The organism is Streptomyces sp. NBC_01571 (assembly GCF_026339875.1).
Lineage (GTDB): Bacteria > Actinomycetota > Actinomycetes > Streptomycetales > Streptomycetaceae > Streptomyces.
The window spans coordinates 2,613,908-2,639,415 of record NZ_JAPEPZ010000001.1; the positions used below are offsets into that span (position 1 = coordinate 2,613,908).

The following is a 25,508-nucleotide window of genomic DNA, read 5'->3' on the forward strand; positions in this document are numbered from 1 at the left end:
CCGAACGTCAGTACATGGTGTTCAGTGGACGGAGTCCTTCTGGTCGGGTACGACCGAACCGTCGTCCCTCAGGACGGGTTCCCCGCCGCCGTCGGTCGCGTTGTAGGCGCTCGTCGAGCACGGGTACGGCTCCGGCCTGCGCGGCAGCGGCTCGATGAACATGGGATTGATCAGCCAGCGGCCGTCGGCGTCGTCGTAGGCCCGGCACATGAGTTCGTTCTTGTTGCGGTTGAGCACGAGATGCGCGCCGGTGGCGTCCCCGACGAAGGTGACGTCGGTGTCCGCGTCGCCGGCCGCGAGCGCGACACGGTGGTGCGGGTCCTGCCGCTGCCAGGCCGCGGCGCCGTGGACACCGTAGATCTCCTGGTTGATCCAGCAGCGCTTGCCGTCGATGTAGGGGATGGCCTCGCCCCGGGTCGCCGGTACGCCGCCGCAGCCCTGGTTCCAGGGGGTGATCCGCCCGTGCCGGTCGAGGACGGACCGGATGGCGATGGTGTGCCGTGCGTCGACGCCGACGCCGCGCGACCAGACCTCGGTGACCGGTTCGGAGCCCGCCGAGACGATGTAGACGTCGAAACCGGCCCGTTGGAGCGTACGGATCAGGTCGCGCTGCTGCGTGTACTGACGGACGTACGCCGGAAGGGTGTGCGTGCCCACGGTGCGGGTCGAACCGACGGGCGCCGCCAGGGCCTCGGTACGGGCACGGCGGGCGTAGGAGGTCAGTTCGGCGACGGTGTGTCCGGCGAGGAGCTGGGGCACCCAGGCGTACTGGGGAACGGTGCGCCGGCGGTTCCAGTCCCCGGCGAAGGCGGCGGCGCCGCTCATCGTCCGCCCGGTCTCGCGGATCTCGAGGATCTCGTCGGCGCAGCGGGGGCCGGCCGAGGTGGTGAGGGGAGCACCCACGGGGGTGGCGGTGCCGCAGGCGGTGGTCAGGGCCCGGTCGGCCGCGTCGGTGAGCCACTCGCTGGTGTCCTTCCAGCGCGCCGGCCGCAGGATCCGGTCGTGCCGCAGGATCCAGGCGAGGGTGGTGTCGGTGACGTCGTTCTTGGTGACCGTGTTGTCCCAGTCGAACGCGGCGACGGGGGTGTTCCCGCTCCCGGAGCAGGTGCCTCGCGTGTCGATCAGCCGTTGCAGGCGGGCGCGGTTGTCGCCGTACCAGCTCCCCGTGAGCCGCGGGCAGTCGGCGCGGGGCCCGGAGGGGGCGGCGGTCGCGGCCGCCGGGGTGGCGGCCGCGACCAGGGCCCATACGAGAGCGGCACGGACGGATCGGAATCGCATGGGTCGTGCATACACCGGCGTGGTCTACAGGGGCGTGACGTACGCGCCCGAGATCCCTCCGTCCACCAGGAAGTCGGAGGCGTTCACGAAGGAGGAGTCGTCGCTGGCGAGGAAGGCGACCGCCGCGGCGATCTCCTCGGCCTCGGCGAACCGGCCGACCGGGATGTGGACGAGACGGCGCGCGGCGCGCTCGGGGTCCTTGGCGAACAGCTCCTGCAGGAGCGGGGTGTTGACCGGTCCGGGGCACAGTGCGTTGACCCGGATGCCTTCGCGGGCGAACTGCACACCCAGCTCGCGGGACATGGCCAGCACGCCGCCCTTGGAGGCCGTGTACGAGATCTGGGAGGTCGCCGCGCCCATCCGGGCCACGAAGGACGCCGTGTTGATGATGGAGCCCCTGCCCTGGCGGCGCATGTAGGGGATCGCGGCCTTGCAGCACAGGTAGACGGAGGTGAGGTTGACCTCCTGGACGCGCTTCCAGGCCTCCAGGCCGGTGTCCAGGATGGAGTCGTCGTCGGGCGGCGAGATGCCCGCGTTGTTGAAGGCGATGTCGACCGAGCCGTACGTGTCGTAGGCCGCCTTGAAGAGCGCCTCGACCTGGTCGGGGTCGGTGACGTCGACCTTGACGAAGATCCCGCCGACCTCGTCGGCGGCGGCCTTGCCGCGGACCTCGTCGACGTCGCCGCAGACGACGTGGGCGCCCTCGGAGGCGAGCCGGCGCGCGGTGGCGAGTCCGATGCCGCTGCCGGCGCCGGTGATGACGGCGGTGCGGCCGACCAGGCGGCGGCAGATGTTCCCTGCGGTGGCTTCGGACGCTTCGGTACCTGCGGACGCCTCGGTACCTGCGGTGGCTTCGGTCACTGTGCGGGGCCCTCCGTGCTGATGAAGACGTTCTTGGTCTCGGTGAAGGCGGTGAGCGCGTCCGGGCCGAGCTCGCGGCCGATCCCCGACTGCTTGAAGCCGCCGAAGGGGGTCCAGTAGCGGACGCTGGAGTGGGAGTTGACGGAGAGGTTGCCGGCGCGGACGGCTCCCGAGACGCGCAGCGCCCGCCCGACGTCACGGGTCCAGACGGAGCCCGCGAGGCCGTAGTCGGTGGCGTTGGCGAGCCGGACCGCGTCCGCCTCGTCCTCGAAGGGCAGGACCACGGCGACCGGACCGAAGACCTCCTCGACGGCCACCCGGGCGTGCGGCTCGACGTCGGTGAGGACGGTGGGCGGGAACCAGAAGCCGGGACCTTCGGGGGCCTTCCCGCGGATGCCGGGGAGGTCGGCGGGGACGTACGACCGGACGCGCTCCAGCTGCGCCCGGGAGATCAGCGGGCCCATCTGCGTCGCCTCGTCGGACGGGTCGCCGACCACGACGGACTCGATCGCGGGGGCGAGGAGCCCGAGGAAGCGCTCGTACACGGAGCGCTGGACGAGGATGCGGGTGCGGGCACAGCAGTCCTGGCCGGAGTTGTCGAGGAAGGACATCGGGGCGGCGGCCGCGGCGGCCTCGATGTCGGCGTCGGCGAAGACGATGTTGGGGCTCTTGCCGCCGAGCTCCAGGGTGACGCGTTTGAGGAGGGCCGCGCCCTTCGCCAACACCTGTTTGCCCACGATCGTGGACCCCGTGAAGACGATCTTCGCGACGCCGGGGTGCTCGACCAGCGCGTTGCCCGCGACGGGGCCCGCTCCGGGAAGCACCTGCAGCAGGTGCTCCGGGAGACCTGCCTCCAGGGCGAGTTCGGCCAGCCGCAGTGCCGTCAGGGGGGTCGTCTCGGCGGGCTTGAGAACGACCGCGTTGCCGGCCGCCAGCGCCGGGGCGGTGCCCCAGGCCGCGATCGGCATCGGGAAGTTCCAGGGCGCGATGACGCCCACGACACCGAGGGGTTCGAGGAGGGTGACGTCGAGGCCGCCCGGGACGGGGATCTGGCGGCCGGTCAGCCGCTCCACTCCCCCGGCCGCGTAGTCGAGCAGATCACGGACGTTGCCCGCCTCCCAGCGGGCGTTGCCGATGGTGTGCCCGGCCTCGCGGACCTCGAGCCGGGCGAGTTCCTCACGGTGTTCGTCGACGACGACGGCGAACCGGCGGAGGAGCCGGGCCCGGTCACCGGGGGCCAGCGCGGTCCACCGGAGCTGCGCCCGGCCCGCCCGCTGGACGGCGGCGTCCACGTCGGCCGCGGTGGCGGCCGGGACGGTGGCGACGACCTCCTCGGTGGCCGGGTCGAGCACGTGGAGCTCGTGGCCGCCGTGGAGCGGGGACTCGTGCGTCTCATGCGTCCCGTGCGACTGGTGCGACTCGTGCGACAAGAAGGACCTCACATGCGTTCGAAGGAGCGGCGCAGCTCCCAGTCGGTCACCGCGGCGTCGAAGGCCTCCAGCTCGACGCGCGCCATGTTGCGGTAGTGCGCGACCACCTCGTCGCCGAAGGCGGCCCGGGCGATGGGGCTGTTCTCCCAGAGCTCGGCGGCCTCGCGCAGGGTGGTCGGCACGTGCTCGTACGCCGCGGTGTACGCGTTCCCGGCGCACGCCTCGGGCAGTTCGAGCTTGTGCTCGATGCCGTACAGGCCTGCCGCGACGAGTCCGGCGACGGCCAGGTGCGGGTTGACGTCGCCGCCGGGCAGCCGGTTCTCGAAGCGCATCGAGCGGCCGTGACCGACGACGCGCAGGGAGCAGGTGCGGTTGTCGTACCCCCAGGCGACGGCGGTCGGCGCGAAGGAGCCGGGCTGGAAGCGCTTGTACGAGTTGATGTTGGGCGCGTAGAGGAGCGAGAAGTCCCTGAGCGCGGCGAGCTGTCCGGCGAGGAACCGGCGCATGGTCTCGGACATGCCGCCGGGGTCCTGGGGGGAGCCGGCCATCACGTTCGTGCCGTCGGCGTCCGCGAGCGAGAGGTGGATGTGGCAGGAGTTGCCCTCGCGCTCGTCGTACTTCGCCATGAAGGTGAGCGAGACGCCCTCCTGGGAGGCGATCTCCTTGGCGCCGGTCTTGTAGACGGCGTGCTGGTCGCAGGTGACGAGGGCCTCGTCGTACTTGAAGGCGATCTCGTGCTGGCCCGGGTTGCACTCGCCCTTGGCGGACTCGACGGTCAGGCCCGCGGCCTGCATCTCGTTGCGGATGCGGCGCAGCAGCGGCTCGATACGGCCGGTCCCGAGCACCGAGTAGTCGATGTTGTACTGGTTCGCCGGGGTGAGGCCCCGGTACCGGGCGTCCCAGGCCTGCTCGTAGGTGTCCTTGAAGACGATGAACTCGAGTTCGGTGCCGACCTGGGCGGTCAGGCCCCGTTCCGCGAGCCGGTCGAGCTGACGGCGCAGGATCTGGCGGGGGGCCGCCACCACCGGCGAACCGTCGTTCCAGGCGAGGTCGGCGATGAGCAGGGCGGTGCCCGCGTTCCAGGGGACGCGCCGCAGGGTGCCGAGGTCGGGGTGCATGGCGAAGTCACCGTAGCCCCGCTCCCACGAGGACATGGCGTAGCCGTCGACGGTGTTCATCTCGGTGTCGACGGCGAGGAGGTAGTTGCAGCCCTCGGTGCCGTGTTCGAGGACCTCCTCCAGGAAGAAGCGCGCGGCGAACCGCTTGCCCTGGAGGCGTCCTTGCATGTCGGGGAAGGCCAGGACGACGGTGTCGATCTCGCCGCCCGCGACGAGGGCGCGCAGTTCCTCGACAGCGAGCGGGGGTGTGCGGTCTGCCACCGGAAAAGCCTCCTTGGGTCAGCCGAGAGCCATAAGGTATTGCCGAGAACCATTGCTTGGGAAGGGGGCACGACCATGGGAAGGGGGCACGACCGGATGACACAGGCGGGTCCTGACCGTGGTCAGGGAAGCGCGGGGGACGGGCTGGCGCCGGTGCTGCGCCCGGTGCGGGCGGGCAACGGCTTCGAGGAGGCGCTGGAGCAGATCCTCCAGGTGGTCCGGCTCGGCCTGGTGCCGGCCGGGGAACGGCTGCCCGCCGAACGGGAGCTGGCGGAGCGGCTCGGGATCAGCCGGGTGACCCTGCGCGAGGTGCTGAAGGTGCTGCAGGACCAGGGTCTGGTCGAGTCGCGGCGCGGGCGCTACGGCGGCACGTTCGTACGGCCGAAGGCCACGGCCCCCGGCCAGGACGAACTGCGGCGCCGGACCGCGGGGGTCGACATCGAGGACGTGCTGCGCTTCCGGGAGGTGCTGGAGGTGGGCGCGGCCGGACTGTGCGCCGCGCACGGACTCGACGAGGACCGGGCCGGCAGGCTGCGCGAGGCGCTCGCCCGCACCCATGACGCGCCGCTCGCCGACTACCGGCGCCTGGACACGATGCTCCATCTCACCCTCGCGGAGCTGGCCGGCTCCCCGTCGCTGACGGCCCAGTACGCGGCCGTCCGCGCCTCCGTCAACGACCTGCTCGACTGCATTCCGCTCTTGGTACGGAACCTGGAGCATTCCCAGCGCCAGCACACCGCGCTGGTCGAGGCGGTGCTCGACGGGGACGCGGACGGGGCACGGGAGATGATGCGCGAGCACTGCGCGGGAACGGCCGCGCTGCTGCGGGGCTTCCTGGCGTGAGCGCCGGGTGGCGTGATGCCCCGCCGCCCGCCCCGCGAGGTGAGAGCATCCACCAAAGGCATGATTCCGTTCCATTGGATCCGACAGGGAGCGCAGAGTGGGCAGCAGACCGCTGATCGGCGTGAGCACGTATCTGGAGTCCGGGGCGCGCTGGGGCGTGTGGGAGCTGGAGGCCGTGCTGCTGCCGGCCGGCTATCCGCGGCTGGTCCAGCGGTCCGGGGGGCTCGCCGCGCTGCTGCCGCCGGACGAGCCCTCGCTGGCGGCCTCGGCGGTCGCCCGTCTCGACGCGCTCGTCGTCGCGGGCGGCCCGGACGTCGACCCGCTCCACTACGACGCCGAGCGCTCCCCGCGAACGGGTCCGCCCGCTCCCCGGCGCGACGCCTGGGAACTCGCCCTGATCCGCGCCGCGCTGGACGCCGGGACCCCGCTGCTCGGCATCTGCCGGGGCATGCAGCTCCTCAACGTCGCCCTCGGCGGCACCCTCGTCCAGCACATCGAGGGCCATGTGAAGGACGTCGGGGTCTTCGGCCGGCACGACGTGACACCCGTACCGGGCTCTCTGTACGCGGAGATCGCGCCGGAGGCCTGCGCCGTGCCGACCTACCACCACCAGGCGGTGGAACGTCTCGGACAAGGCCTGACGGCGTCGGCGCACGCCGCGGACGGCACCGTCGAGGCGGTCGAACTACCGCGCCCCGACTGGGTGCTGGGCGTGCAGTGGCACCCGGAGATGGGGGAGGACCTCCGGGTCGTACGGGCGCTGGTGCGGGCCGCGTCCTGAGCCGACACCGCACGAGCGCCGGCGCGAGCCGCATCTTGAGCCGACACCGCACGAGCCGTGGTGCAAGCCGCGCGCTGACCGACGCCGTACGAGCCCTGGTGCAAGCCGCGCGCTGAGCCGACGCCGTACGCCCTGGTGCCACTCGCGTCTTCAGCCGGCACCGTACGAGCCCTGATGCGGCCCTCCCGAGCCGACACCGCACGAGCCGCGACCCGCGCGGTCCGCAGACACCGCCGTACGAGCGCCGGCGCGAGCGGCTCTTGAGCCGACGCCGTACGCCCTGGTGCCACTCGCGTCTTCAGCCGGCACCGTACGAGCCCTGATGCGGCCCTCCCGAGCCGACACCGCACGAGCCGCGACCCGCGCGGTCCGCAGACACCGCCGTACGAGCGCCGGCGCGAGCGGCTCTTGAGCGGACGCCGCACGAGCCCCGGCGCGACCCGTGCCCCGAGCCGGCCGGGGGCGGTGCCGCCCTCGTACCGCCCCCGCCCGACGCGCGGTATCGCCCCGCGGCGCGCTGCCGGCGCCCCGCGCTCCGCGCGCTGTCGCTCTACACCCCGCGCGTCAGCGACAGCAGGTCGCGGGCCGGGCCCGTGGGGCGGTGGCCCGTGGGCCAGACCGCCCGCAGCGCTCGGCGGAGTTCGACACCGGAGAGCGGGACGCTCACCAGGCGGTGGGTGGAGAGTTCCTCGCCGAGGGCCAGCTCGCTCAGGACGGCGGGGCCCGCGCCGCTCACCGCGGCGGCCTTGACCGCCGTCGTCGAGGACAGCTCGATCAGCGGCCGGGCCAGACCCCCGAGCGCCGCGTCGAGCACCTGGCGGGTGCCCGAGCCCTCCTCCCGCAGGATCAAGGGGGTCGCCGCGAGTTCCGGCCCCTCCAGCGGCGCCCGGCGCCGTGCCCACGGGTGTCCCGGCGCCGTCACCACGATCAGCCGGTCGTGCGCGATGACCGCCGAGTCCAGTCCGGCGGGAACCGAGAGCCCCTCCACGAAACCCAGGTCCGCCTCGCCCGTGAGGAGGCGTTCGGCGACGGCGGTGGAATTGCCCGCGAGCAGGGAGACCGCCGTGTCCGGGCGCTGCCCGCGCAGCGCGATCAGCCAGCCCGGCAGCAGATACTCGGCGATCGTCATGCTCGCCGCCACCCGCAGCCGCGAGTCGCGCCGGTCCCGCAGCGCCTGGGCCCCCGCGTCGAACGCCTCGGCCGCCTCCACGACCCGCCGCGCCCAGTCCGTGACCAGCGCGCCGGCGTCCGTGAGGCGCGAACCCCGGGGTGAGCGGTCGACGAGCGCCACGCCCAGCTGCCGTTCCATGGAACGGATCCGGCTGCTGGCCGCGGGCTGGGTGATCCCCAGCTCCCGCGCCGCCCGTCCGAGGCTCCCGAGCCGGGCCACCGCGAGCAGCAGCTCCAGCGCTCCGAGGTCGGGCACCCGGTGCGCGATCCCGACCGCGGCCGGCTCACCGGCGCCGCGGCCCCCGCCCCGCACCGGCTCACCGGCCTGCCCCGCCCTGCCGACCGTCGGTTCCTCAGCGCTCGTACTCATAAAGGCAGCTTATGCCCCCATAGACCGGTGCTCCCTGGCGGGAACCCCGTGCCGGCGGGACCGTGGAGCCATGGTCGCCGCAGCCCATCCCGTCCTCCCGCTCACCGCCGCCGGAACCCGGCGTCCGCGCGCCGCCGCCGTCCGCCATCTCGGCCCGAACTGGTACGCCTCGGTCATGGGCACGGCGATCGTGGCCACCGCGGGGGCCGGACTCCCTGGCGCCGTCCCGGGTCTGCGGACCTTCTGCCTCGCCGTCTGGGCGCTCTCGGCCGTCCTCCTCATGACGCTCCTCGGCGCCCGCGCCCTGCACTGGACGCACCATCGCGACCAGGCCCGCGCCCACCTCCTCGACCCGGCCATGGCCCCGTTCTACGGCTGCCTCGCGATGGCCCTGCTGGCGGTGGGCGGCGCCACACTCGTCGTCGGCCGGGACTGGATCGGCACCCCCGCCGCGGTCGCCGTGGACGCCGTGCTGTTCGGGGTGGGGACGGTGGCCGCACTCGCCGCCGCCCTGGCCGTCCCGTACCTGATGATCGTGCACCACCGCATCCGGCCCGACCAGGCCACTCCCGTCTGGCTGCTCCCCCTCGTCGCGCCCATGGTCTCCGCCGCCCTCGGGCCGCTGCTCGTGCCGCACCTCCCGCCGGGCCAGGCCCGTGAGGCCCTGCTGCTCGGCTGCTTCGCGCTCTTCGGGCTCAGCCTGCTGGCCACCTGCGTGATGCTGCCGGTGATCTTCGCCCGGCTCCTCACCGGGGGGCCGCTGCCGCTCGCCCTCACCCCCACGCTGTTCCTCGTCCTCGGTCCGCTCGGCCAGTCCACGACCGCGGTCGGCAAGTTCGCCGACTTCGCGCCGGGTGCCGTACCGGCCCCGTACGACCAGGGCTTCGCCCTCCTGGCGGTGCTCTACGGCGTGCCCGTCATGGGCTTCGCACTGCTGTGGCTCGGACTGGCCGCCGCGATGGTGGCGCGGGCCCGCCGCCGGGGCATGAGGTTCTCGATGACGTGGTGGGCGTTCACCTTCCCGGTGGGAACCTGCGTCACCGGAGCCGAGTCGCTGGCCCGGCACACGGGACTGCTCGCCTTCGACTGGCTCGCGGTCGCCCTGTACGCGCTCCTCGTCGCCGCCTGGTCCGTGGCCGCCGTCCGCACGGTGCGCGGCGTGGCCGGCCGCGCGCTGCTCGCACCACCTAGATAGCCCAGCAGGGAGGCGCCGAGGCCAGTGAGGGAGTATTCGACGCGGGGCGGCACCTCCGCGTAGGCGGTGCGGTCGACCAGTCCGCCGTGAGGCCCTGTCGGAGAAGACCGCGCTGCCGAGGCTCGGTGAGCCCGAGCACCTCGCCTCGATGATCGCCTGCCTCCTGTCCGTGGAGTCCAGCTGGACCACCGGCCGGATCCTGTCGGTGGACGGCGGCCTGACGGTGTACGAAGTCCCTCTACGGGACAGCCCTTAGTCCACCTCGATGCCGAAATCCTGTAGGAGTTCCTCCAGGCCACCGGTGTAGCCCTTGCCGCCCAGGACGAAGTCCCAATCCGCGTTCGGCCTTCGACGGAAGGAGCCGAGCACCAAGGCGGTTTCGCGGGACCGGCCGTCGGAAACCTCGAGTTGTCCCAGCTCGGTCAGCCGCGGGTCGAGCAGACGGATGCGGGCGTCCGTGAATCCGGAGAGGTCGGCGTCCGGGTTGACCTCCGGGTCGATCGCGGCCACGAGGACGAACCGGTCGGCTTCATCCGGCAAGCCGTCGAACGAGACGCAGATCGCGGCCTTGTCAGGTGCGGTGGGGGCCAGGGCCCTCACGGAACCGTCGGCTGTCCGTGGGTTGTTGTAGAAAACGAAGTGATCGTCGCTGAGGACTCGGTTGCCACGGCAGACCAGAGCGCACACATCCAATGCCACGCTGCCGGTCCACGACATGCCCAGGACGTTGTAGTCGTGGGGCAATCGAGTGTCAGGGGTCGTCGGCGTCGGCGGTGCCGCGGTCTGACGGCCTCCCTCACCCAGGCGCCCACGCAGCCCGTGCCGATGCAGCAGGTCAACAAGCTCAGGGCCCGAGATCAGCTCCAGCGGCTTGCCGTTGGCGAAGGTGTGCGAGCCAGGGCCGAACCCCGACGTCGTCACGAGGACACCCTTGTTGGCGCCGGCGTCCTGCACAGTTCCGTACAAGTCACGTACGGCAGTGGGCGGCACCGTGTTGCGGTAGCGCTTCACCTGAACGACGATCTTCCCGCCTCGGATCGGTGCCGGATCCAGCGCGTCGACGTCGACACCGCCGTCGTTGGAGCGCTGGGTCGTGACCGCCTGCATCCCCATGGCCCGGAAGAGATCGGCGACGAGATTCTCGAAGGCGGTCGGATCCATGTCGTACAGGTCAGGTTCCTCATCGCTGCCATGCGCGACCACACGGTTCCCGACATCCTGCGGCCGACGACTCGGCCGTACCGGCGAGAGTTGGTCCGGGCGGGCCGAGAGCTGTCCGCGGAGTGCGTCGGCCAGACAACTGCTCGCGTCCACCTGCGCCAGGTGCAGGCCACGGAACATCGAGACCGAGGCCATCACGGTCGCCAGGTGGATCTGGCCACGCCGGCCCGTCGTAGGGTCATGCCCATCCACGAACCCGTTCAGTGTCACCGACTCGAGCGCGCCCAGCTCATCCGCGGCGAAGAGCTCGTGCAGAACGAGAAGCACGCACTGCGCGAGCACCTCCCGGTACAGGGCGCGACGCCGGCCCACTGGGCGCGCGGTCTCCTTGTCCTGGTCGGTCCCAGACACGTATCGAACGGACTTGACGTCAGGGACCACGCTGTAGGCGGGCAACTCCCAGTCCAGCACCAGCTGTCGAGCTGCCGCGTCATAGGCTGCCGTCACCTGACGTGGAAATCCCTCCGGCCATGCCGCCGAGGCATAGAGAGCGGCGGAGAAGTACTCCACGACCGAGTCAGGATCACGACGTCTCACTCCATCGGTCACCTGGACGATGCCGGCGTTGTGCCGTCTCACCTCGGCCAGTTGTGCGTCGGCCCACTGCTCGTACTCCCGCTGGTACGACGCCAGCTGTTGTTGCCGCTGGGCCTCCGCCGTCCGGGCCGCGTGCCAATCCCGCTCGAAGCGAGCCCGTGCTTCAGCCTGTGCCTGGGCCCGGCGGCTGGGCGTCCACCCGCTCTGCGTCTGGTACTGGCTGACGTCGGGCATGGCCACCGGCTGCGCCAACGGGCCTGGAGCGAAGGGCTGGACCTCTTCACGCCTCATGAGTGAGGAGACTCTGAAGGCCGGAGCCCGACAACCCAAGGAGAGAATGCCCTGCAGCGACGCAACTTGTGCGTCCAGCTCTTCTGTGCGACGTAGCGCTTCCGCCTGCCTGTACTCGCGGTGGTCCTGGGCGGCCCGCCGCTGGTAGGCACGTGCTTGCTGAGCTTCCTGTCTCCGCCGTCTGGCCTCTGCTTCCATCTGGCGTTGCTGCTGCCGTTGCATCTCCGCCCAGACACCTACGAAGCCAGTGGAGCGACGACTCATTTGCTGCAGGCCCTCCCCGATGCGCTCTGGCTGTCCCCACAACCAGGTGTGACGAGACGACTCTATCCAGCGACGGCCGTCCCGCATATCCGCTTGCCAAGGGCAACAGGATCCCGCCGTCCCCGCAGGTCGAAGCAACTTGAGCGTGAGCCTGTGTGCGTCCGGCCGAGGTATCCGGACTGCCCAAGTCCGGGCTTGTTCCAGCCCGCCCGCCCCGACCGAATGGTCTGTGAACGCGGATTGCCGTGAGTCGCGGGTGGCCTCCCGCGCGTCGGACGGTCGTCAGCCCAGGCTCTGCGTTCGGCGGCGGCGCACGACGAGGAGCGTGCCCGCACCCGTGACCACCGCCGCGCCGGCCGCGCTCGTGATCGGCAGCGTCGACGCCGCCGTGACCGCCCTCGCCCGCCTGTCCGGCGTGCGGCAGGACTCGCGGCGCAAGCACCTGGGATCCCGGAGACCGCCCCCCGGCCCCGCCCAGCGAGCGCCTGCTCCTCCCGGCCGACGGCGGATTCCCTAGCTCCGGCACCTACGGAGAGCCGACGCATGACAGGAACGTGCGTGCCTCGGCCTTCGTGCCCTTCTCCGGCCATGGCCGCATTCTGCTCCCACGACGGCAGTCAGAAATCCCTGCCGCACGTCACCGACTGGCTCCTCGCCGAGGCCTAGTTCGAGGTGGGTGTCGGGCCGGACCCGGGCGAGGAAGTTGCGGCGTCAGGGAACACGCAGCGCCTCGCCGAGCACCCGCGGCGCCCGCGCCAGCGACGGCCCGTACCAGGTCAGGTGTCGTCCGTCGACGAGGGCACAGGGCACGTCCCCGAAGGCCTCGGGTCCGTCCTCGGCGGTGAAGCGGTACGGCTCGTCGGGCAGTACCACGAGCTCCGGGGCCGCCGCGCGGAGCTCGGCGAGCGGAATACGGGGATAGCGGTCCTCGTGCCGCGCGTACACGTTGTCGACGCCCAGCCGCGCCAGGACGTCCCCGGCGAAGGTGTCCCGGCCGAGGACCATCCAGGGGCGCCGCCAGATCGGCACGACCGCGGCCGTCCGACGCTCCGGGTCGGGCAGCCCGGTCCATACCGACTCCGCCTCGTCGAGCCAGCGGGGCCGGGTGCGCGCACCGCACGCGGTGAGCACCCGGTCCAGTTCGCGGAGCGCTCCCGGCACGTCCCGGACCTCCGTGACCAGCACCTCGATCCCGGCCGCGCGCAGGGCGTCGAGATCGGGGCCGCGGTTCTCCTCCTCGTTGGCCACCACCAGGTCGGGGCGGAGCTCCACGATCCGGTCGACCCGGGGGTTCTTGGTGCCGCCGACACGGACGACGTCGAGGCCCGGCGGATGGCTGCACCAGTCCGTCGCGCCGGCCAGGGCGCCGGGGACGGTGACCGCGACGGCCTCGGTGAGCGAGGGCACGAGCGACACGACCCGTGGTGCGCCGATGCTCGTCGTCCCGGTCACGGGCGCGTCCCCCCTGCCGTGGACAGCGGGTGCGAGGTGGCCGCGGCGTGGTCGAAGACGTGACAGGTGGTCCCGGACATGGCGTCAGTATCGCAGCGGCGCCCGGTCCGGATCGGGGCGCAGGGGTCAGTGCCGGTCAGAGGCGGACCGGTCCGGGCGCTGCACGGCCCGCGCCCCGCGATCGGCCTCCGGCCCGCTCAGCGCCTGCCGAAGCCGTGACGCTCCTCCACCGCCTCGATGTGGTCGGCGACCTCGACCACGATCACCCGGGTGTCCGGCACGGTGGCCCGCCACCGATGGCGCACTCCGCCCGTGAGGTACAGCGTGTCACCGCGCCCCAGACGGTGGGCGCGGCCCTCGGCCTCGACCTCGACGGCACCGTCGGCGACGTACATCAACTTGTCGTTGCGGTGCTGGAGTTCGCGGCCCTCCTCGTGGTCACCGACGAACTCCGTGGCGTGCAACTGGTGGTGACCGCGCACCAGGGGGCGCGTGCGGGCTTCGGAAGCGCAGTCGGCGCCGTCCTCGGCGCGCACGACATCGACACTGCACGCCGGGTCGGCCGCGGCGAGCAGCTCGACGGCCGTGGTGCCCAGCGCGTCGGCGACTCGCTCCAGGGAGCCACGGCTCGGCCTCGCCCGTTCGTTCTCCACCTGGCTGAGGAACGGGACCGACAGGCCGCTGCGCTCGGCCACGACGGCGAGGGTGAGCTCCAGTGCCCGGCGCCGCCGCCGGACTGCCGCGCCCACCCGAAGGGGCTGTTCTTTGTGGTCGCCCATCGCTCCGGCTCCCTCCCACGCGTCGTCGGTCCACTGCTTCGGTCCACGCTTCGGGCCCCTTGCCCCTGAAGAGTTGTTTGCACCCTACGCATGTTCGGCAAACCGTTTCATGCGGCCGTCATATCGCTGTCACGTCAAGGGAGGGCGAGGGTCACAATTCGCGCCAACAGCCGAGTTGCCCCGGCTCCCCCGGCGCCACGGCCACCCCTCGGACGAAAGGGCTGACCAGGAGGGCCGGACGTCCTTCCGGAGTTGCCCGACGTCGCCCTTGACCAGCCGTCAGGACCGCCTGCTCGCCGTGGTGTTCCGCGGACGGTACCGGTCATCTCTGTCACCACGCGCCCCCAGGACTTCAGGGCCCGGTCCGGCCGCGGCGGCGGGCTGCCTGCCGCGACGTGAAGTCAGCACGTGCCGCGTGGAGTTGGCGACAGGTGTCGCGGCGCGCACGGTCGTGGCCGGTCAGCCAGGCCGTGCCGTCGTGAGGAACGACGACGTGCGTACCGCGCCCGGCACGGCGTGAGTCGGTGCGGGACGCGGCGCGGGCGCGGGTCGTCCTCGGGCCGGCCGGGGTCCGGGGCGGGGGCGGCCACGTACGGCGATGTGGTTGTCCGGATCCTGTGTGTACGCGTCGACATACCCGCTCCGGTCGTCCACGGCGCCCCGGCGGGCGGCGGACAGCGCGAGGGGTAGGCCCCGCCGCCCGGCATCTCACGGATGCTCGGCGGCGGGGCCCACCCCTCGGTCGGCCGGGTCCGGTCGGGCTACCGCGGCGCCATCCGGTCCACCACGTCCGGGTGTTCCTTCAGCCAGGCCGCGACGGCGTCCTCCTCGTGGCCCTGGCCGCGCTGCTTGATCTCGCTCTCCAGGGTGCCGAGTTCACCTTCGCTCATCTTGAAGTTCTTGATCCAACGGGCGAGTTGCGGGTACTGCTCCGGGAACTTCTCGCTGGAGATGGTCCGGATCGTGTTGCCCTCGCCGAAGAGCTTCTTGTCGTCCGCGAGCTTGGTGAGCTTGTACTCGCTGTAGGCCCAGTGCGGGGACCACAGGACGACGGCGACGGGCTGCTTCTTGGCGTACGCGCGCTTCAGCTCGGCCAGCATGGCGGGCGTGGAGCCGTCGACGACCTTGTACTCCTTGTCCAGGCCGTAGCCCGGGAGCACCTTCTTCTTGAGCAGGTTCATCTCACCGGTGCCGGGCTCGATGCCGATGATCTTCCCGTCGAAGGTGCCGGCCTTGCCCTTCAGGTCCGCGAGGGACTTGACGCCCTTCACGTAGGACGGCACGGCGATCTCCAGCGAGGTCGGCGCGTACCAGGTGCCCAGGTCCTTCAGGTCGTTCTTGTGCTGGTCCCAGTAGTTCGACTGGGCGTAGGGCAGCCAGGCGTCGAAGTTGAGGTCGAGGTCGCCGGAGGCCAGTCCCGTGTAGACGGGGCCGACGTCCATCTGCTTGAGGTTCAGCTGGTAGCCGCGCCGTGCCAGCACGTTCTTCCAAAGGTAGCTGACGGCGACGTCCTCGTCCCAGGGGAACCAAGCGACGTCCAGCGGACGCTTCGCCTCGGCCGGGGCGGCGGACGCCTTCCCGGTCGGGGCCAGCTTGTCGACGACGCCGGGGTTCTTCTTCAGCCAAGCGCGCACGGCGTCCTGCTGCTTGCCCTTGCCGACCTTGTTGATCTCCGCCTCAAGACCCGTGAGCTGCTTCTCGGTCATCTTGAAGTTCTTCAGCCACCGGCCGACGACCGGGTTGTCCTGAGCGAAGCCCTTGCGGGAGAGCGTGTGCACCCCGTCGCCCTTGCCCCAGGCGCCCTTCGGGTCCTTGAGCTTCTTCAGGTCGTAGTCGCTGTACGCCCAGTGCGGCGACCAGAGGGTGACGACGACCGGCTGCTTCTTGGCGTACGCGCGCTTCAGCTCGGCCAGCATGGCGGGCGTCGAGCTGTCGACGACCTTGTACTCCTTGTCGAGCCCGTACTCCTTGAGCACCTTGCTCTTGAGGAGGCCCATCATCCCGGCGCTGGACTCGATGCCGGTGATCTTCCCGCCGAAGGTCCCGGCCTTGCCCTTGAGGTCCTCCAGCGAGTCGATGCCCTTCATGTACGAGGGCACGCTCAGCTCCAGCGAGGTGGGGCCGTACCAGGAGCCCAGGTCGTCCAGCTGCTTGCCGTACTTCTTCCAGTACTCCGCGTGCGTGGTCGGCAGCCACGAGTCCGTCTCGAAGTCGACGTCGCCCTGGGCCAGGGAGGTGTACAGGGGGCCCGCGTCGAACTGCTTGGTGTCGACGTCGAAGCCGCGCTCCTCCAGGATCTCCTTCCAGAGGAAGGTGGAGGCGACGCCCTCGTCCCACGGGATGTAGCCGATGCTGATCTTCTTGCCCTGGCCGACGTTCTCGCCGTCGGCCGCGGTGGACGTCGAGTCCGTACCGCCGAAGATGCCCATACCGCCCGCGACCAGCGCGAGGACGACGACGCCCACCACCGCGACGGCGGGACGGGGCCGGTAGGACCAGATCCGCAGGCCCTGCGCGGCCCGCAGTTTGGCGGCGGCGCGGCGGCCGAGCGGGGAGACCTGGGTGCCGAGGGCGCCGGTCATCCGGTCGAGGTAGATCGCCAGGATGACGATGGCGACGCCCGCCTCGGAGCCCAGGCCGACGTTCAGCTGGCCGATGGCCTCGTTCACGTCGCCGCCGAGGCCGCCGGTGCCGACCATGCCCGCGATGGCGGCCATGGACAGGCCCAGCATGATGACCTGGTTGACGCCGGCCATGACGGTGGGCAGGGCCAGCGGCAGCTGGATGCGCAGCAAGGTGTCACGGGGGGTGGTGCCGAACGCGTCGGCGGCTTCGACGAGTTCCTTGTCGACCTGCCGGATGCCCAGCTCGGTCATGCGGACGCCGGGCGCCAGCGCGAAGATCAGGGTGGCCACGATGCCGGCGGGGGCACCGGTGCCGAAGAACAGGATCGCCGGGATGAGGTAGATCATCGCGGGCAGGGTCTGCATGAAGTCGAGCACCGGGCGGACGATCCCGCTGACCCGGTCGGAGCGCGCCGCCCAGATGCCCACGGGGACGGAGACGACGAGCGCGATCAGGGTCGCCACGAGGACGAGCGAGAGGGTCACCATCGCGTCCTCCCACAGTTCGAGGGAGTCGATGAAGGCGAATCCCACGAAGGTGAGGACACCCGCGGAGGTGCCGCGCAGCCAGAACGCGATCACCGCGAAGATGCCCGCGAGCAGGAGCGGCTGGGGAGCCTGGAGGACGGCGTTGATGCCGTCGTAGGTGCCCGAGAAGACGGTCTTGAGGAAGTCGAAGAGCCACGCCATGTGGTTCAGCAGCCAGTCGACGACGTCGTTGACCCAGTCACCGAAGGGAATCCTAGGCATCGGCCGTCACCGCCTCGCCTCGGGGCTGCTCACAGCGGCCGGGTGTGTCCTGTTCGTCGCCCAGGAAGGCGACGAGCCTGCGGCGCGGCACGACACCGACCAGTTCGCCCTGGGGGTCGAGCACCGCGACCGGGTGCGTGAGGCGCGCGCTGATCGCGCACAGATCCACGAACGAGGTGTCGGGCAGCGCGGTCTCGCAGTCGCAGTCGGCCTCGTCGCCGTGTACGTCGGTGTCCATGACGGCGCCCGCCGTCAGCACCCGGGAGCGGTCGACGTCCTGGGTGAAGGAGGCGACGTAGTCGTCGGCGGGACGCACGAGGATGTCCTCGGCGCTGCCGATCTGGACGATGCGGCCGTCGCGCATGACGGCGATCCGGTCGCCGAGCCGCATGGCCTCGTTGAGGTCGTGGGTGATGAACACGATGGTCTTCTTGAGTTTCTTCTGGAGCTCGATGAGCTGGTCCTGCATGTCGCGGCGGATCAGCGGGTCGAGCGCGCTGAACGACTCGTCCATCAGCAGCAGGTCGGCGTCGGTGGCGAGCGCGCGGGCGAGGCCGACGCGCTGCTGCATCCCGCCGGACAGCTCGTCGGGCCAGGACTTCTCCCAGCCCGCGAGTCCGGCCAGCTCCAGGGCCTCGGTGGCGCGCTTCCTGCGCTCGGCGGCCGGTACGCCCTGGACCTCCAGGCCGTACGCCGCGTTCTCCAGGACGCTGCGGTGCGGGAAGAGCGCGAAGTGCTGGAAGACCATGCTGATCTTCTTCGAGCGGACCTCGCGCAGGTCACGGGCGCTGAGCGCGGTGAGGTCCTCACCGTCGAAGCGCACCTGTCCCGCGGTCGGTTCCAGAAGCCCGTTGAGCATGCGCAGCAGCGTGGACTTGCCGGATCCGGAGAGGCCCATGACGACGAAGATCTGGCCCGGGTCGACCGTGAAGGAGGCGTCGATCACTGCGGCGGTGGTGCCGTCGGCGCGCAGTTCCTCCCGGTCGGTTCCCTGGCGGAGTCGTTCCACCGCCTCTTCCGGTCGTCTCCCGAACACCTTGTACAGATGCTCGGCCTCAAGCCTGGATGACACGTGTGCCTCTCGTTCGGACGCTTCGATCGGTGTGATCGGTGCGACGGGTCAGATCGGTGCGACCGCTGTGATCGCCGTGATCGATGTGGTCGGTTGAACAAGCAACCGGGCGCTTCCCGAGGCCGCGCCTGCCCTCACTTACCCGGAGCAAACACAAGAGTGGTCCAGGTCACTGTCAGTGGCGTACGGCATGATGCGAGGCGTGACCAGACGCCTGATGCTGCTCGACACCGCCTCCCTGTACTTCCGGGCCTATTTCGGAGTCCCCGACTCGGTGAGGGCCCCCGACGGCACGCCCGTGAACGCCGTGCGCGGGCTGCTCGACTTCATCGACCGCCTGGTCAAGGACCACCGTCCGGACGACCTGGTGGCCTGCATGGACGCGGACTGGCGCCCGCAGTGGCGGGTGGACCTGATCCCCTCGTACAAGGCGCACCGGGTGGCCGTGGAGACCGAGACCGGTCCGGACGAGGAGGAGGTGCCGGACACGCTCTCCCCGCAGGTGCCTGTCATCGAGGACGTCCTGGACGCGCTGGGCATCGCGCGCGTGGGGGTCGAGGGGTACGAGGCGGACGACGTGATCGGCACGTTCACCGGACGCGCCACCGGCCCGGTCGACATCGTCACCGGCGACCGCGACCTGTACCAACTCGTGGACGACAAGCGGGGAGTGCGCGTCCTGTATCCCCTCAAGGGCGTCGGCACCCTCCAGCTCACCGACGAGACGTGGCTGCGCGAGAAGTACGGGGTCGACGGCTCGGGATACGCGGACCTGGCGCTGCTGCGCGGCGACCCGAGCGACGGCCTTCCGGGGGTGCCCGGGATCGGCGAGAAGACGGCGGCCAAGCTGCTCGACGCCTTCGGGGACCTGGCCGGGATCATGACCGCCGTGGACGACCCGAAGTCCGGGCTGACGCCCTCTCAGCGCAGGCGGCTCGACGAGTCCCGGCCCTACGTCGCCCTGGCACCCGAGGTCGTACGGGTCGCCGGTGACGTCCCGCTGCCCGACGTCGACACGGCGCTGCCGCACACCCCGCACGACCCGGCCGCCCTGGACGCGCTCGCGGCGCGCTGGGGCCTGGGCGGATCCCTGCAGCGTCTGCTCACGACGCTCGGCACCTGAGAAGCCCCGTCCCCACGGCGAGAACGGGGCGTCCGGGTGAGGGCATCGTCACTGTTTGGAGGGAGGCTCGATCCTCACCACGGGGGAACTCGAATTCCGGTACGAGGAGCGCGAAGGCCCCTCCTGCGAAGGGCGCCAACCGGGACAGGGATGCTAACTTAGGTGAGCCTAAGCATTGAACGAGGAGGCCGTCATGGCAGAGCGTCCGGCACGCAGGCCCAGGAAGCCCCACTCCGCGCACGTCGTGCGGACCGAGCGGCTCACTCCGCACATGCAGCGCATCGTCCTGGGCGGCGAGGGTCTCGCCGAGTTCACCGCGGGCACCTGCACCGACCACTATGTGAAGTTGCTCTTCGCCGCGGAGGGCGTCACCTATCCCGAGCCCTTCGACATGGAGCGGATCCGCGAGGAGTTCCCGCGCGAGCAGTGGCCCGTGACCCGGACGTACACCGTACGGGCCTGGGACCCCGAACTGCGCGAGCTGACGCTCGACTTCGTGGTCCACGGCGACGAGGGCCTGGCCGGCCCCTGGGCGGCCCGGGTCCAACCGGGCGAGACCGTACGGTTCATGGGCCCCGGCGGCGCGTACGCACCCGACGCGAGCGCCGACTGGCATCTGTTCGCCGGTGACGAGAGCGCGCTGCCCGCGATCGCCGCCGCGCTGGAGACGCTGCCGGAGGGCGCCGTGGCCCATGCCTTCCTGGAGGTCTCGGGCCGCGACGAGGAGCAGAAGATCGACTCCGACGTGGACGTGGTGTGGCTTCACCGCGGGGACCGGCCCGTCGGCGAGGCCCTGGTGGAGGCCGTGCGCGCGCTCGAGTTCCCGGAGGGCCGGATACACGCGTTCGTGCACGGCGAGGCGACCTTCGTGAAGGAGCTGCGCCGGCTGCTGCGGGTGGAGCGGGAGATCCCGCGCGAGGACCTGTCGATCTCCGGCTACTGGCGCCTGGGGCACAACGAGGACGGCTGGCAGGCGGCCAAGCGGGAGTGGAACGCGCAGGTGGAGGCGGAGCAGGAGCCGACCTCGGCGGCCGCTTCCTGAACCTCCCCGTACCGGGGCGCACGGCCCCCCGGTACGACCTGAGCGTACGGATCGACAGCCACACGGCCGCCGCGACGTGCGCGAGCGGCCCGCCCGCACGGCCGGGCACGACGCCCCGTCCGCGGTGCCCGGGCCTCGCCGGACGCGCCGCCACCCTCACCGGGTCGAGCGGCGGAAATGGGCGACGCCTCGCGTCCGGCCGGGCGTGCCGGACCGCGCCATCTTCCCGAAGAGGCTGCCGAGCGGGAACAGCCGGACCGCAGGCTGGATCAGTGTGATCAACGGGGGCGCGGACTCCCGCACGAACAGCGTGCGTTGACGTCCCGTCATGCGCGGGGCCGGGGAAACGACCACGCTCGCCGCGCACCCCGGTGAGGGCCGCGCCGTCGGCGCCTCGCACCTCGGCCCCGGCCTCCCGTGACACCGGCCCTCTGACAACGGCCCACGTACGCCCCGGCAGCCGGTGGGAGCGCCGTCCAACAGCGCACGGCCGGTCTCCCCGAGCGCCGCCCCCGGCGCCAGGCGCACGGCCCCGCCCCGGAGTTCGCCCTTGAGGGCGCCCGGGTCCCCCGACGACGTCACCGCCCTGGTCCGCGATCGCGACCGCCCGAGGGAGCCGGTCGGCCTCCCCCGGGCCGCGCGTGGTGAGCGGTGCGGTCAGCCCCGCTTCACCGACGAGGCAGACGACCTCGCCCCCCGTCGCGGGTACGCGCCCCGGGTTCCGGACAGGGGCGTGAGCACTTCGGCGCGACCCGGACACGGCCGCGTCACGCGAGCGAAACAGGGTCTCCCTAATTTCTGTCACCCGACAGGAATCCGCGCCGAAGGCAGGTGCCACCGTGACCACCACCGCCCCCTCCGACGTCCGCCCCGATCCGCCCCGCTCCCCCGACGACGGCTCGCTCACCCCGTTCGGCTACCGCCAGGAACTGCGGCGCAGCCTCGGCCGCTACGCCTCGTTCGCCGCCGGCTTCTCCTTCATCTCGGTGCTGACGACCGTCTTCCAGTTCTTCGCCTTCGGGTACGCGTTCGGCGGCCCGGTCTTCTTCTGGACCTGGCCGGCCGTCCTGGTGGGCCAGCTGACGGTCGCCGCCTGCTTCGCCGAACTGGCCGCGCGCTACCCGCTCTCGGGCGCGATCTACCAGTGGTCCTCGCGTCTGTCCAACCTCTCCTTCGGCTGGTTCGCCGGCTGGATCATGGTGATCGGACAGATCGTGGTGGTCGCCGCGGCGGCCCTCGCACTGCAGATGGTGCTGCCCGCGATCTGGTCCGGCTTCCAGCTGGTGGGCGACGATCCGGCGCCCACCAGCCCCGACGGCGCGGCGAACGCGGCGGTCCTCGGCGTCGTCCTGCTCGTCCTGACCACGCTGGTGAACGTCGTCGACAACCGTGTGATGTCGGTGATCAACCGCGTCGGCGTCACCGCCGAGATCATCGGCGCCGTTCTGATCATCGTTCTCCTGTTCACCCACTCCGAACGCTCCCCCGGCATCACCTTCCACCCGGGTGAGGGCGGATCGGGCCTGTTCGGGGCGCTGATGGTGGGCTCCTTCACGGCGGCCTACGTGATGATCGGCTTCGACAGCGCGGGCGAGATGAGCGAGGAGACACACAACCCGCGGCGCACCGCGCCCCGTACGATCCTCACCGCCCTCGGCGCGGCGGGTCTGCTCGGCGGACTGATCGTGCTCGGCGGCCTGCTGGCCGCGCCCAGCCTCACCGACGGGCACCTGGGCGTGGACGGTCTGAGCTACGTGCTGACCAGCAGCCTCGGGGACGGGGTGGGCCGGGCGCTGCTCGCCGACGTGGTGGTGGCCGTCGCGGTGGCGACGCTGGCGATCCAGACGGCCGCCTGCCGCATGCTCTTCTCGATGGCCCGGGACGGCCGGCTCCCCTTCTCCCGCCGGCTCGCGAGGGTCAACCCGCGCACCGGTATGCCGAGCGTCCCCGCCCTCACCGTCGGTGTCCTCGCCGCCGCCCTGCTGCTGCTCGACTTCGCCTCCCCCGAGGCCTTTCTGGCGATCGGCACCACCTGCATCGTGATGCTGTACCTGGCGTACGCGATGGTGACCGGGCCGATGCTGGTGCGCCGGCTGCGCGGCGAGTTCACCGCCGACGGGACAGACGAGACGGGCGCCCCGCTCTTCTCGCTGGGCCGCTGGGGCGTGCCGGTCAACGCGATCGCCCTCGTCTACGGTCTCCTCATGAGCGTCGACCTCGCGTGGCCGCGCGCCGCGGTGTACGACCCGGCGGGCGGACACTGGTACTTCCAGTGGTTCACCGTGCTGTTCCTGGGGTCGACCGTGCTCGCGGGTGCGGCCTACCGGGCGTACCGGGCGCGGACGACGGCGGCGGAGGCTCCCGAGGCGGCCCCGGCCTCGTACGCCTGAGCCCGGAGCGACCGCCCCGCCGCCGTCTCGTACGCCTGAGCCCGGAACGACCGCCCAGGCCTCCGCCTCGGACGTCTGAGCGGTGAGCGCCCCGGCCCGTCGCCGCCCGTAGGCTTGAGCGGGTGAGACGCAAGCCCAGAATTCCGCCCTCCCCCCTGCCGCAGCGCGACGGCGTCGACCCCGTGCGCGTCAGACTGCCGCAGGCCGGGGGGTGGGCCACCGTGCGGGAGCATCTGGTGGAGCGGCTCGCGGCGGGGACCGGGGTGATCGACACGATGCTCGCGGACGGGCTGATCGTGCGGGCGGACGGGCGGCCGGTGGAGCCCGGCACGGCGTACGAGCCGGGGATGTTCGTTTGGTTCCACCGGGAGTTGCCCGACGAGGAGCGGGTGCCGTTCGCCGTCGACGTCGTGTACCGCGACGCGCACATCGTGGTGGCCGACAAACCGCATTTCCTCGCCACCACACCGCGCGGCAGCCATGTCGTCGAGACCGCGCTCGCCCGGCTGCGGCGGGAGCTGGACATCCCGGCCCTGGGCGCCGCACACCGCCTCGACCGGCTCACCGCCGGGCTCGTGCTGTTCACCGTGCGGCCCGAGGAACGCGGTGCCTACCAGTCGCTGTTCCGCGACCGCCTCGTCGCCAAGGAGTACGAGGCGGTGGCCCCGTACGACGCGGGGCTCGCCCTGCCGCGCACGGTCCGCAGCCGGATCGTGAAGGAGCGCGGGGTGCTGGCCGCGCAGGAGGTGGCGGGCGAGCCGAACGCGGTGAGCCGGGTCGAACTCCGCGACCACCGTGACGGGTTGGGACGCTACCGGCTGGTTCCGCACACCGGGCAGACCCATCAGCTCCGGGTGCACATGAACGCGCTGGGCGTTCCCGTCCTCGGTGATCCGCTCTACCCGGTGGTGACCGGCCCCGTGCCGGCCGGCGACTTCCGGCGTCCGCTCCAACTGCTCGCGCGGAAGCTGGAGTTCACCGATCCGGTCACGGGGCTGGCGCACCGGTTCGTCAGTGGGCGGGATCTTCAGGCCTGGTCCGCGCACGACGACTGGGCACGGTAGCCGGGGGGCCCGGCCCGACCGCTCAGTACCCGCGCCACCAGGCCAGGAAGCGCTGCCAGGCCCCGGCGGGGCGGACGGGCGCGGGTGCCGGCGCCTGTGCCGGAGGCGTCGACATCGGCGCGGGCGCCGACATCGGCAGGGACGGCTCGCGCCACGGCGCGGACGCCGTCGGCCGGTCGCCGCCGACCTGCCAGGGCTGCCGCGGCGACGGAACCGGCGAGGCGGGCGACACGTCCTGGACCTCCTCCGGCGGCCGCGGCTCGAAGTAGACCGGAAGCTCCACCAGGTGCCGCGACGACATCGACGAACGCCAGCGCAACTCGTCCTCGTCGCCGTCGAGTTCGACGTCGGGCAGGCGCATCAGCAGCGCCTCGACGCCGACGTCGGCGATGGCACGGCCGATGTCCTGTCCCGGGCACTCGTGGGGTCCGCCGCCGAAGGCCAGGTGGGACCGGTTGCCCATCATGTTCGCCTTGAGGTCGGGCCGCACCCGGGGATCGATGTTGCCCGGCGCGATGCCGAGGATCAGACCGTCGCCCCGCCGGATGGTCCGGCCGCCCAGTTCGGTGTCCTGCTTGGCGAAGTAGCCGAGGACGGCGCTGAACGGAGGCTCGTCCCACAGCGACTGCTCGACCGCCTCGGGAACCGTCATCTGCCCGCCGTTCAACCGGGCACGGAAGCGCGGGTCGATGAGGACCACGCGCAACACGTTGGCGAGCAGGTTGGCCGTGGCCTCGTACGCGGCCAGCAGTACCAGGCGCAGATGCTGGGCGACCTCGTCGTCGGTGAGCCCGGCCGGGTGGTTGATGAGATGGCCGGTGAAGTCGTTCCCGGGCTCGTCGCGGCGGCGGGCGGTGTGCCGGATCAGGATGCCCATGACGTACTCGTTGCTGGCGATCGCGGTCGCGGTGCCCTTGAGCAGGTCACGGGTGGCCTGCACCAGACGGTCGTCGTACTCGTCGGGCATGCCGAGGATCTGGCACAGCACGGCCATCGGAAGGTGCTCGGCGAACTGGCCGACGAGATCCGCCCGGCCCTTCTCGCAGAAGCGGTTGACCAGGATCTGGGTCGCCCGGTTGATGTGCCGCCGGATGGTGCGGTGGTTGATGGTCGACATGGCGCCCATGACCGCGCCGCGCAGCCGCAGGTGCTCGTCGCCCTCGGCGTGGGAGCAGATGGGCTGCCAGGCGATGTGCGGCGCGAGCGGGTGTTCGGGGCCGGCCGTGCCGTCCTTGACGGCGGTCCACAGCCGGCTGTCCCGCGAGAAGTGGGTGGGCGTACTCACCATGTGCAGGTTCTCGGCGTGGCCGAGCACCACCCAGATCGGCACGTCGTTGTGGAGCAGCACGGGTGCGACCGCACCGTGCTCGTCACGGAGTTCCTCGTACAGGGCTCCCAGGTCCTCCGCCTCGGGGCCGTAGAGCCGGTGGAGCCCGCCGGCACCTCGGCCGTGGGCGGGGCAGCCCGGCGGCGGGTCGAGGGCGAGGTCGTCCGTACCGGCCGGTGAGTGGGGTTCAGGCGTCACGATGATCGCTCCGAAACTTAAGTGGGTCCGGTGTCTTTGGGGGGTGGGAGTGGGGATGTGGGGCTCG

The 25,508-nt window shown here is 71.7% G+C and carries 21 protein-coding genes and 1 pseudogene; 9 read left to right on the forward strand and 13 right to left on the reverse strand.

The features are described 5' to 3' along the window. Positions 1-21 precede the first annotated feature (21 nt). The 4 genes from OHB41_RS11800 to OHB41_RS11815 form a co-directional block, all read right to left on the reverse strand. Complete coding sequence (locus tag OHB41_RS11800; protein ID WP_266697855.1) at positions 22-1,278, reverse strand: haloacid dehalogenase-like hydrolase; 1,257 nt, start codon at positions 1,276-1,278, stop codon at positions 22-24. 24 nt (positions 1,279-1,302) lie between these two features. Then, on the reverse strand, positions 1,303-2,070 hold the full coding sequence (locus OHB41_RS11805; RefSeq protein WP_266705791.1) for a 3-oxoacyl-ACP reductase: 768 nt from the start codon (positions 2,068-2,070) through the stop codon (positions 1,303-1,305). Between the two features lie 65 nt (positions 2,071-2,135). Further along, complete coding sequence (locus OHB41_RS11810; RefSeq protein WP_266705793.1) at positions 2,136-3,491, reverse strand: aldehyde dehydrogenase family protein; 1,356 nt, start codon at positions 3,489-3,491, stop codon at positions 2,136-2,138. 86 nt (positions 3,492-3,577) lie between these two features. After that, complete coding sequence (locus tag OHB41_RS11815) at positions 3,578-4,948, reverse strand: glutamine synthetase family protein (RefSeq protein ID WP_266697857.1); 1,371 nt, start codon at positions 4,946-4,948, stop codon at positions 3,578-3,580. A gap of 96 nt (positions 4,949-5,044) precedes the next feature. On the opposite strand from OHB41_RS11815, the gene OHB41_RS11820 reads away from it, so the two are divergent. Together OHB41_RS11820 and OHB41_RS11825 are read left to right on the forward strand one after the other, a co-directional pair. Next, on the forward strand, positions 5,045-5,791 hold the full coding sequence (locus OHB41_RS11820; protein ID WP_266705795.1) for a FadR/GntR family transcriptional regulator: 747 nt from the start codon (positions 5,045-5,047) through the stop codon (positions 5,789-5,791). Positions 5,792-5,888: 97 nt separating this feature from the next. Next, entirely contained in the window at positions 5,889-6,572 is a 684-nt protein-coding gene (locus tag OHB41_RS11825; RefSeq protein WP_266697859.1) for a gamma-glutamyl-gamma-aminobutyrate hydrolase family protein, read from the forward strand. Between the two features lie 550 nt (positions 6,573-7,122). On the opposite strand, the gene OHB41_RS11830 is transcribed toward OHB41_RS11825, so the two are convergent. Beyond that, the gene (locus OHB41_RS11830; RefSeq protein WP_266697860.1) at positions 7,123-8,112 is read right to left on the reverse strand and encodes a LysR family transcriptional regulator; all 990 of its coding nucleotides are present in this window, start codon (positions 8,110-8,112) and stop codon (positions 7,123-7,125) included. A gap of 70 nt (positions 8,113-8,182) precedes the next feature. On the opposite strand from OHB41_RS11830, the gene OHB41_RS11835 reads away from it, so the two are divergent. After that, positions 8,183-9,307, forward strand: a complete 1,125-nt coding sequence (locus OHB41_RS11835; RefSeq protein ID WP_266697861.1) for a TDT family transporter — start codon at positions 8,183-8,185, stop codon at positions 9,305-9,307. Positions 9,308-9,309: 2 nt separating this feature from the next. On the opposite strand, the pseudogene OHB41_RS11840 reads toward OHB41_RS11835, so the two are convergent. Next, positions 9,310-9,390 (reverse strand): annotated as a pseudogene (locus OHB41_RS11840) (winged helix-turn-helix transcriptional regulator); the annotation flags it as partial. 29 nt (positions 9,391-9,419) lie between these two features. Between OHB41_RS11840 and OHB41_RS11845 the strand changes: the two are divergent. Beyond that, positions 9,420-9,563 (forward strand): SDR family oxidoreductase, encoded by a 144-nt coding sequence (locus tag OHB41_RS11845; RefSeq protein WP_266705797.1) that lies wholly within the window; start codon positions 9,420-9,422, stop codon positions 9,561-9,563. Here OHB41_RS11845 and OHB41_RS11850 read toward each other — a convergent pair. After that, entirely contained in the window at positions 9,560-11,620 is a 2,061-nt protein-coding gene (locus OHB41_RS11850) for a restriction endonuclease (protein WP_266705799.1), read from the reverse strand. The two genes, OHB41_RS11845 and OHB41_RS11850, sit on opposite strands and share 4 nt — an antisense overlap. 337 nt (positions 11,621-11,957) lie before the next feature. Between OHB41_RS11850 and OHB41_RS11855 the strand changes: the two genes are divergently transcribed. Continuing rightward, entirely contained in the window at positions 11,958-12,137 is a 180-nt protein-coding gene (locus tag OHB41_RS11855; protein ID WP_266697862.1) for a hypothetical protein, read from the forward strand. Between the two features lie 194 nt (positions 12,138-12,331). On the opposite strand, the gene OHB41_RS11860 is transcribed toward OHB41_RS11855, so the two are convergent. The 4 genes from OHB41_RS11860 to OHB41_RS11875 all read right to left on the reverse strand — a co-directional run bounded on the left by OHB41_RS11860 (position 12,332) and on the right by OHB41_RS11875 (position 18,297). Next, positions 12,332-13,072, reverse strand: coding sequence for a helical backbone metal receptor (locus tag OHB41_RS11860; RefSeq protein ID WP_266697864.1), 741 nt, complete (start codon positions 13,070-13,072; stop codon positions 12,332-12,334). Positions 13,073-13,269: 197 nt separating this feature from the next. Next, a complete protein-coding gene (locus tag OHB41_RS11865) occupies positions 13,270-13,851 on the reverse strand; it encodes a helix-turn-helix domain-containing protein (RefSeq protein WP_266697866.1) in 582 nt (193 codons plus the stop codon). A gap of 761 nt (positions 13,852-14,612) precedes the next feature. Then, the gene (locus tag OHB41_RS11870) at positions 14,613-17,225 is read right to left on the reverse strand and encodes an ABC transporter permease/substrate binding protein (RefSeq protein WP_266697867.1); all 2,613 of its coding nucleotides are present in this window, start codon (positions 17,223-17,225) and stop codon (positions 14,613-14,615) included. After that, positions 17,218-18,297 carry a quaternary amine ABC transporter ATP-binding protein gene (locus OHB41_RS11875; protein ID WP_266697869.1) on the reverse strand — a complete coding sequence of 360 codons (1,080 nt, stop codon included), beginning with the start codon at positions 18,295-18,297 and terminating at the stop codon, positions 17,218-17,220. Before OHB41_RS11875 ends, OHB41_RS11870 begins: the two co-directional genes overlap by 8 nt. A 193-nt stretch (positions 18,298-18,490) precedes the next feature. Between OHB41_RS11875 and OHB41_RS11880 the strand changes: the two genes are divergently transcribed. Both OHB41_RS11880 and OHB41_RS11885 read left to right on the forward strand, forming a co-directional pair. Continuing rightward, positions 18,491-19,420: a 5'-3' exonuclease gene (locus OHB41_RS11880; protein WP_266705801.1), complete on the forward strand. Its 930-nt coding sequence runs from the start codon at positions 18,491-18,493 to the stop codon at positions 19,418-19,420. 193 nt (positions 19,421-19,613) lie between these two features. Continuing rightward, entirely contained in the window at positions 19,614-20,462 is an 849-nt protein-coding gene (locus OHB41_RS11885; protein WP_266697870.1) for a siderophore-interacting protein, read from the forward strand. 156 nt (positions 20,463-20,618) lie between these two features. On the opposite strand, the gene OHB41_RS11890 is transcribed toward OHB41_RS11885, so the two are convergent. Further along, a complete protein-coding gene (locus OHB41_RS11890; protein ID WP_266697871.1) occupies positions 20,619-20,792 on the reverse strand; it encodes a hypothetical protein in 174 nt (57 codons plus the stop codon). 509 nt (positions 20,793-21,301) lie between these two features. Here OHB41_RS11890 and OHB41_RS11895 point away from each other — a divergent pair. Together OHB41_RS11895 and OHB41_RS11900 are read left to right on the forward strand one after the other, a co-directional pair. Then, complete coding sequence (locus OHB41_RS11895; RefSeq protein WP_266697872.1) at positions 21,302-22,852, forward strand: amino acid permease; 1,551 nt, start codon at positions 21,302-21,304, stop codon at positions 22,850-22,852. 122 nt (positions 22,853-22,974) lie between these two features. Continuing rightward, positions 22,975-23,916 (forward strand): RluA family pseudouridine synthase, encoded by a 942-nt coding sequence (locus OHB41_RS11900; protein ID WP_266697874.1) that lies wholly within the window; start codon positions 22,975-22,977, stop codon positions 23,914-23,916. A 22-nt stretch (positions 23,917-23,938) separates the two neighbouring features. Here the strand turns inward: OHB41_RS11900 and OHB41_RS11905 are convergent, their stop codons facing one another. Continuing rightward, complete coding sequence (locus tag OHB41_RS11905) at positions 23,939-25,441, reverse strand: cytochrome P450 (protein ID WP_266697875.1); 1,503 nt, start codon at positions 25,439-25,441, stop codon at positions 23,939-23,941. Positions 25,442-25,508: the final 67 nt, after the last annotated feature.

Bases quoted from the DNA above. Each gene is read 5' to 3' on its own strand.
- OHB41_RS11800 (WP_266697855.1), bottom strand. From the start codon at position 1,278: ATGCGATTCCGATCCGTCCGTGCCGCTCTCGTATGGGCCCTGGTCGCG.
- OHB41_RS11890 (WP_266697871.1), bottom strand. From the start codon at position 20,792: ATGACGGGACGTCAACGCACGCTGTTCGTGCGGGAGTCCGCGCCCCCG.
- OHB41_RS11820 (WP_266705795.1), top strand. From the start codon at position 5,045: ATGACACAGGCGGGTCCTGACCGTGGTCAGGGAAGCGCGGGGGACGGG.
- OHB41_RS11830 (WP_266697860.1), bottom strand. From the start codon at position 8,112: ATGAGTACGAGCGCTGAGGAACCGACGGTCGGCAGGGCGGGGCAGGCC.
- OHB41_RS11835 (WP_266697861.1), top strand. From the start codon at position 8,183: ATGGTCGCCGCAGCCCATCCCGTCCTCCCGCTCACCGCCGCCGGAACC.
- OHB41_RS11850 (WP_266705799.1), bottom strand. From the start codon at position 11,620: ATGAGTCGTCGCTCCACTGGCTTCGTAGGTGTCTGGGCGGAGATGCAA.
- OHB41_RS11885 (WP_266697870.1), top strand. From the start codon at position 19,614: ATGGCAGAGCGTCCGGCACGCAGGCCCAGGAAGCCCCACTCCGCGCAC.
- OHB41_RS11880 (WP_266705801.1), top strand. From the start codon at position 18,491: ATGCGAGGCGTGACCAGACGCCTGATGCTGCTCGACACCGCCTCCCTG.
- OHB41_RS11865 (WP_266697866.1), bottom strand. From the start codon at position 13,851: ATGGGCGACCACAAAGAACAGCCCCTTCGGGTGGGCGCGGCAGTCCGG.
- OHB41_RS11870 (WP_266697867.1), bottom strand. From the start codon at position 17,225: ATGCCTAGGATTCCCTTCGGTGACTGGGTCAACGACGTCGTCGACTGG.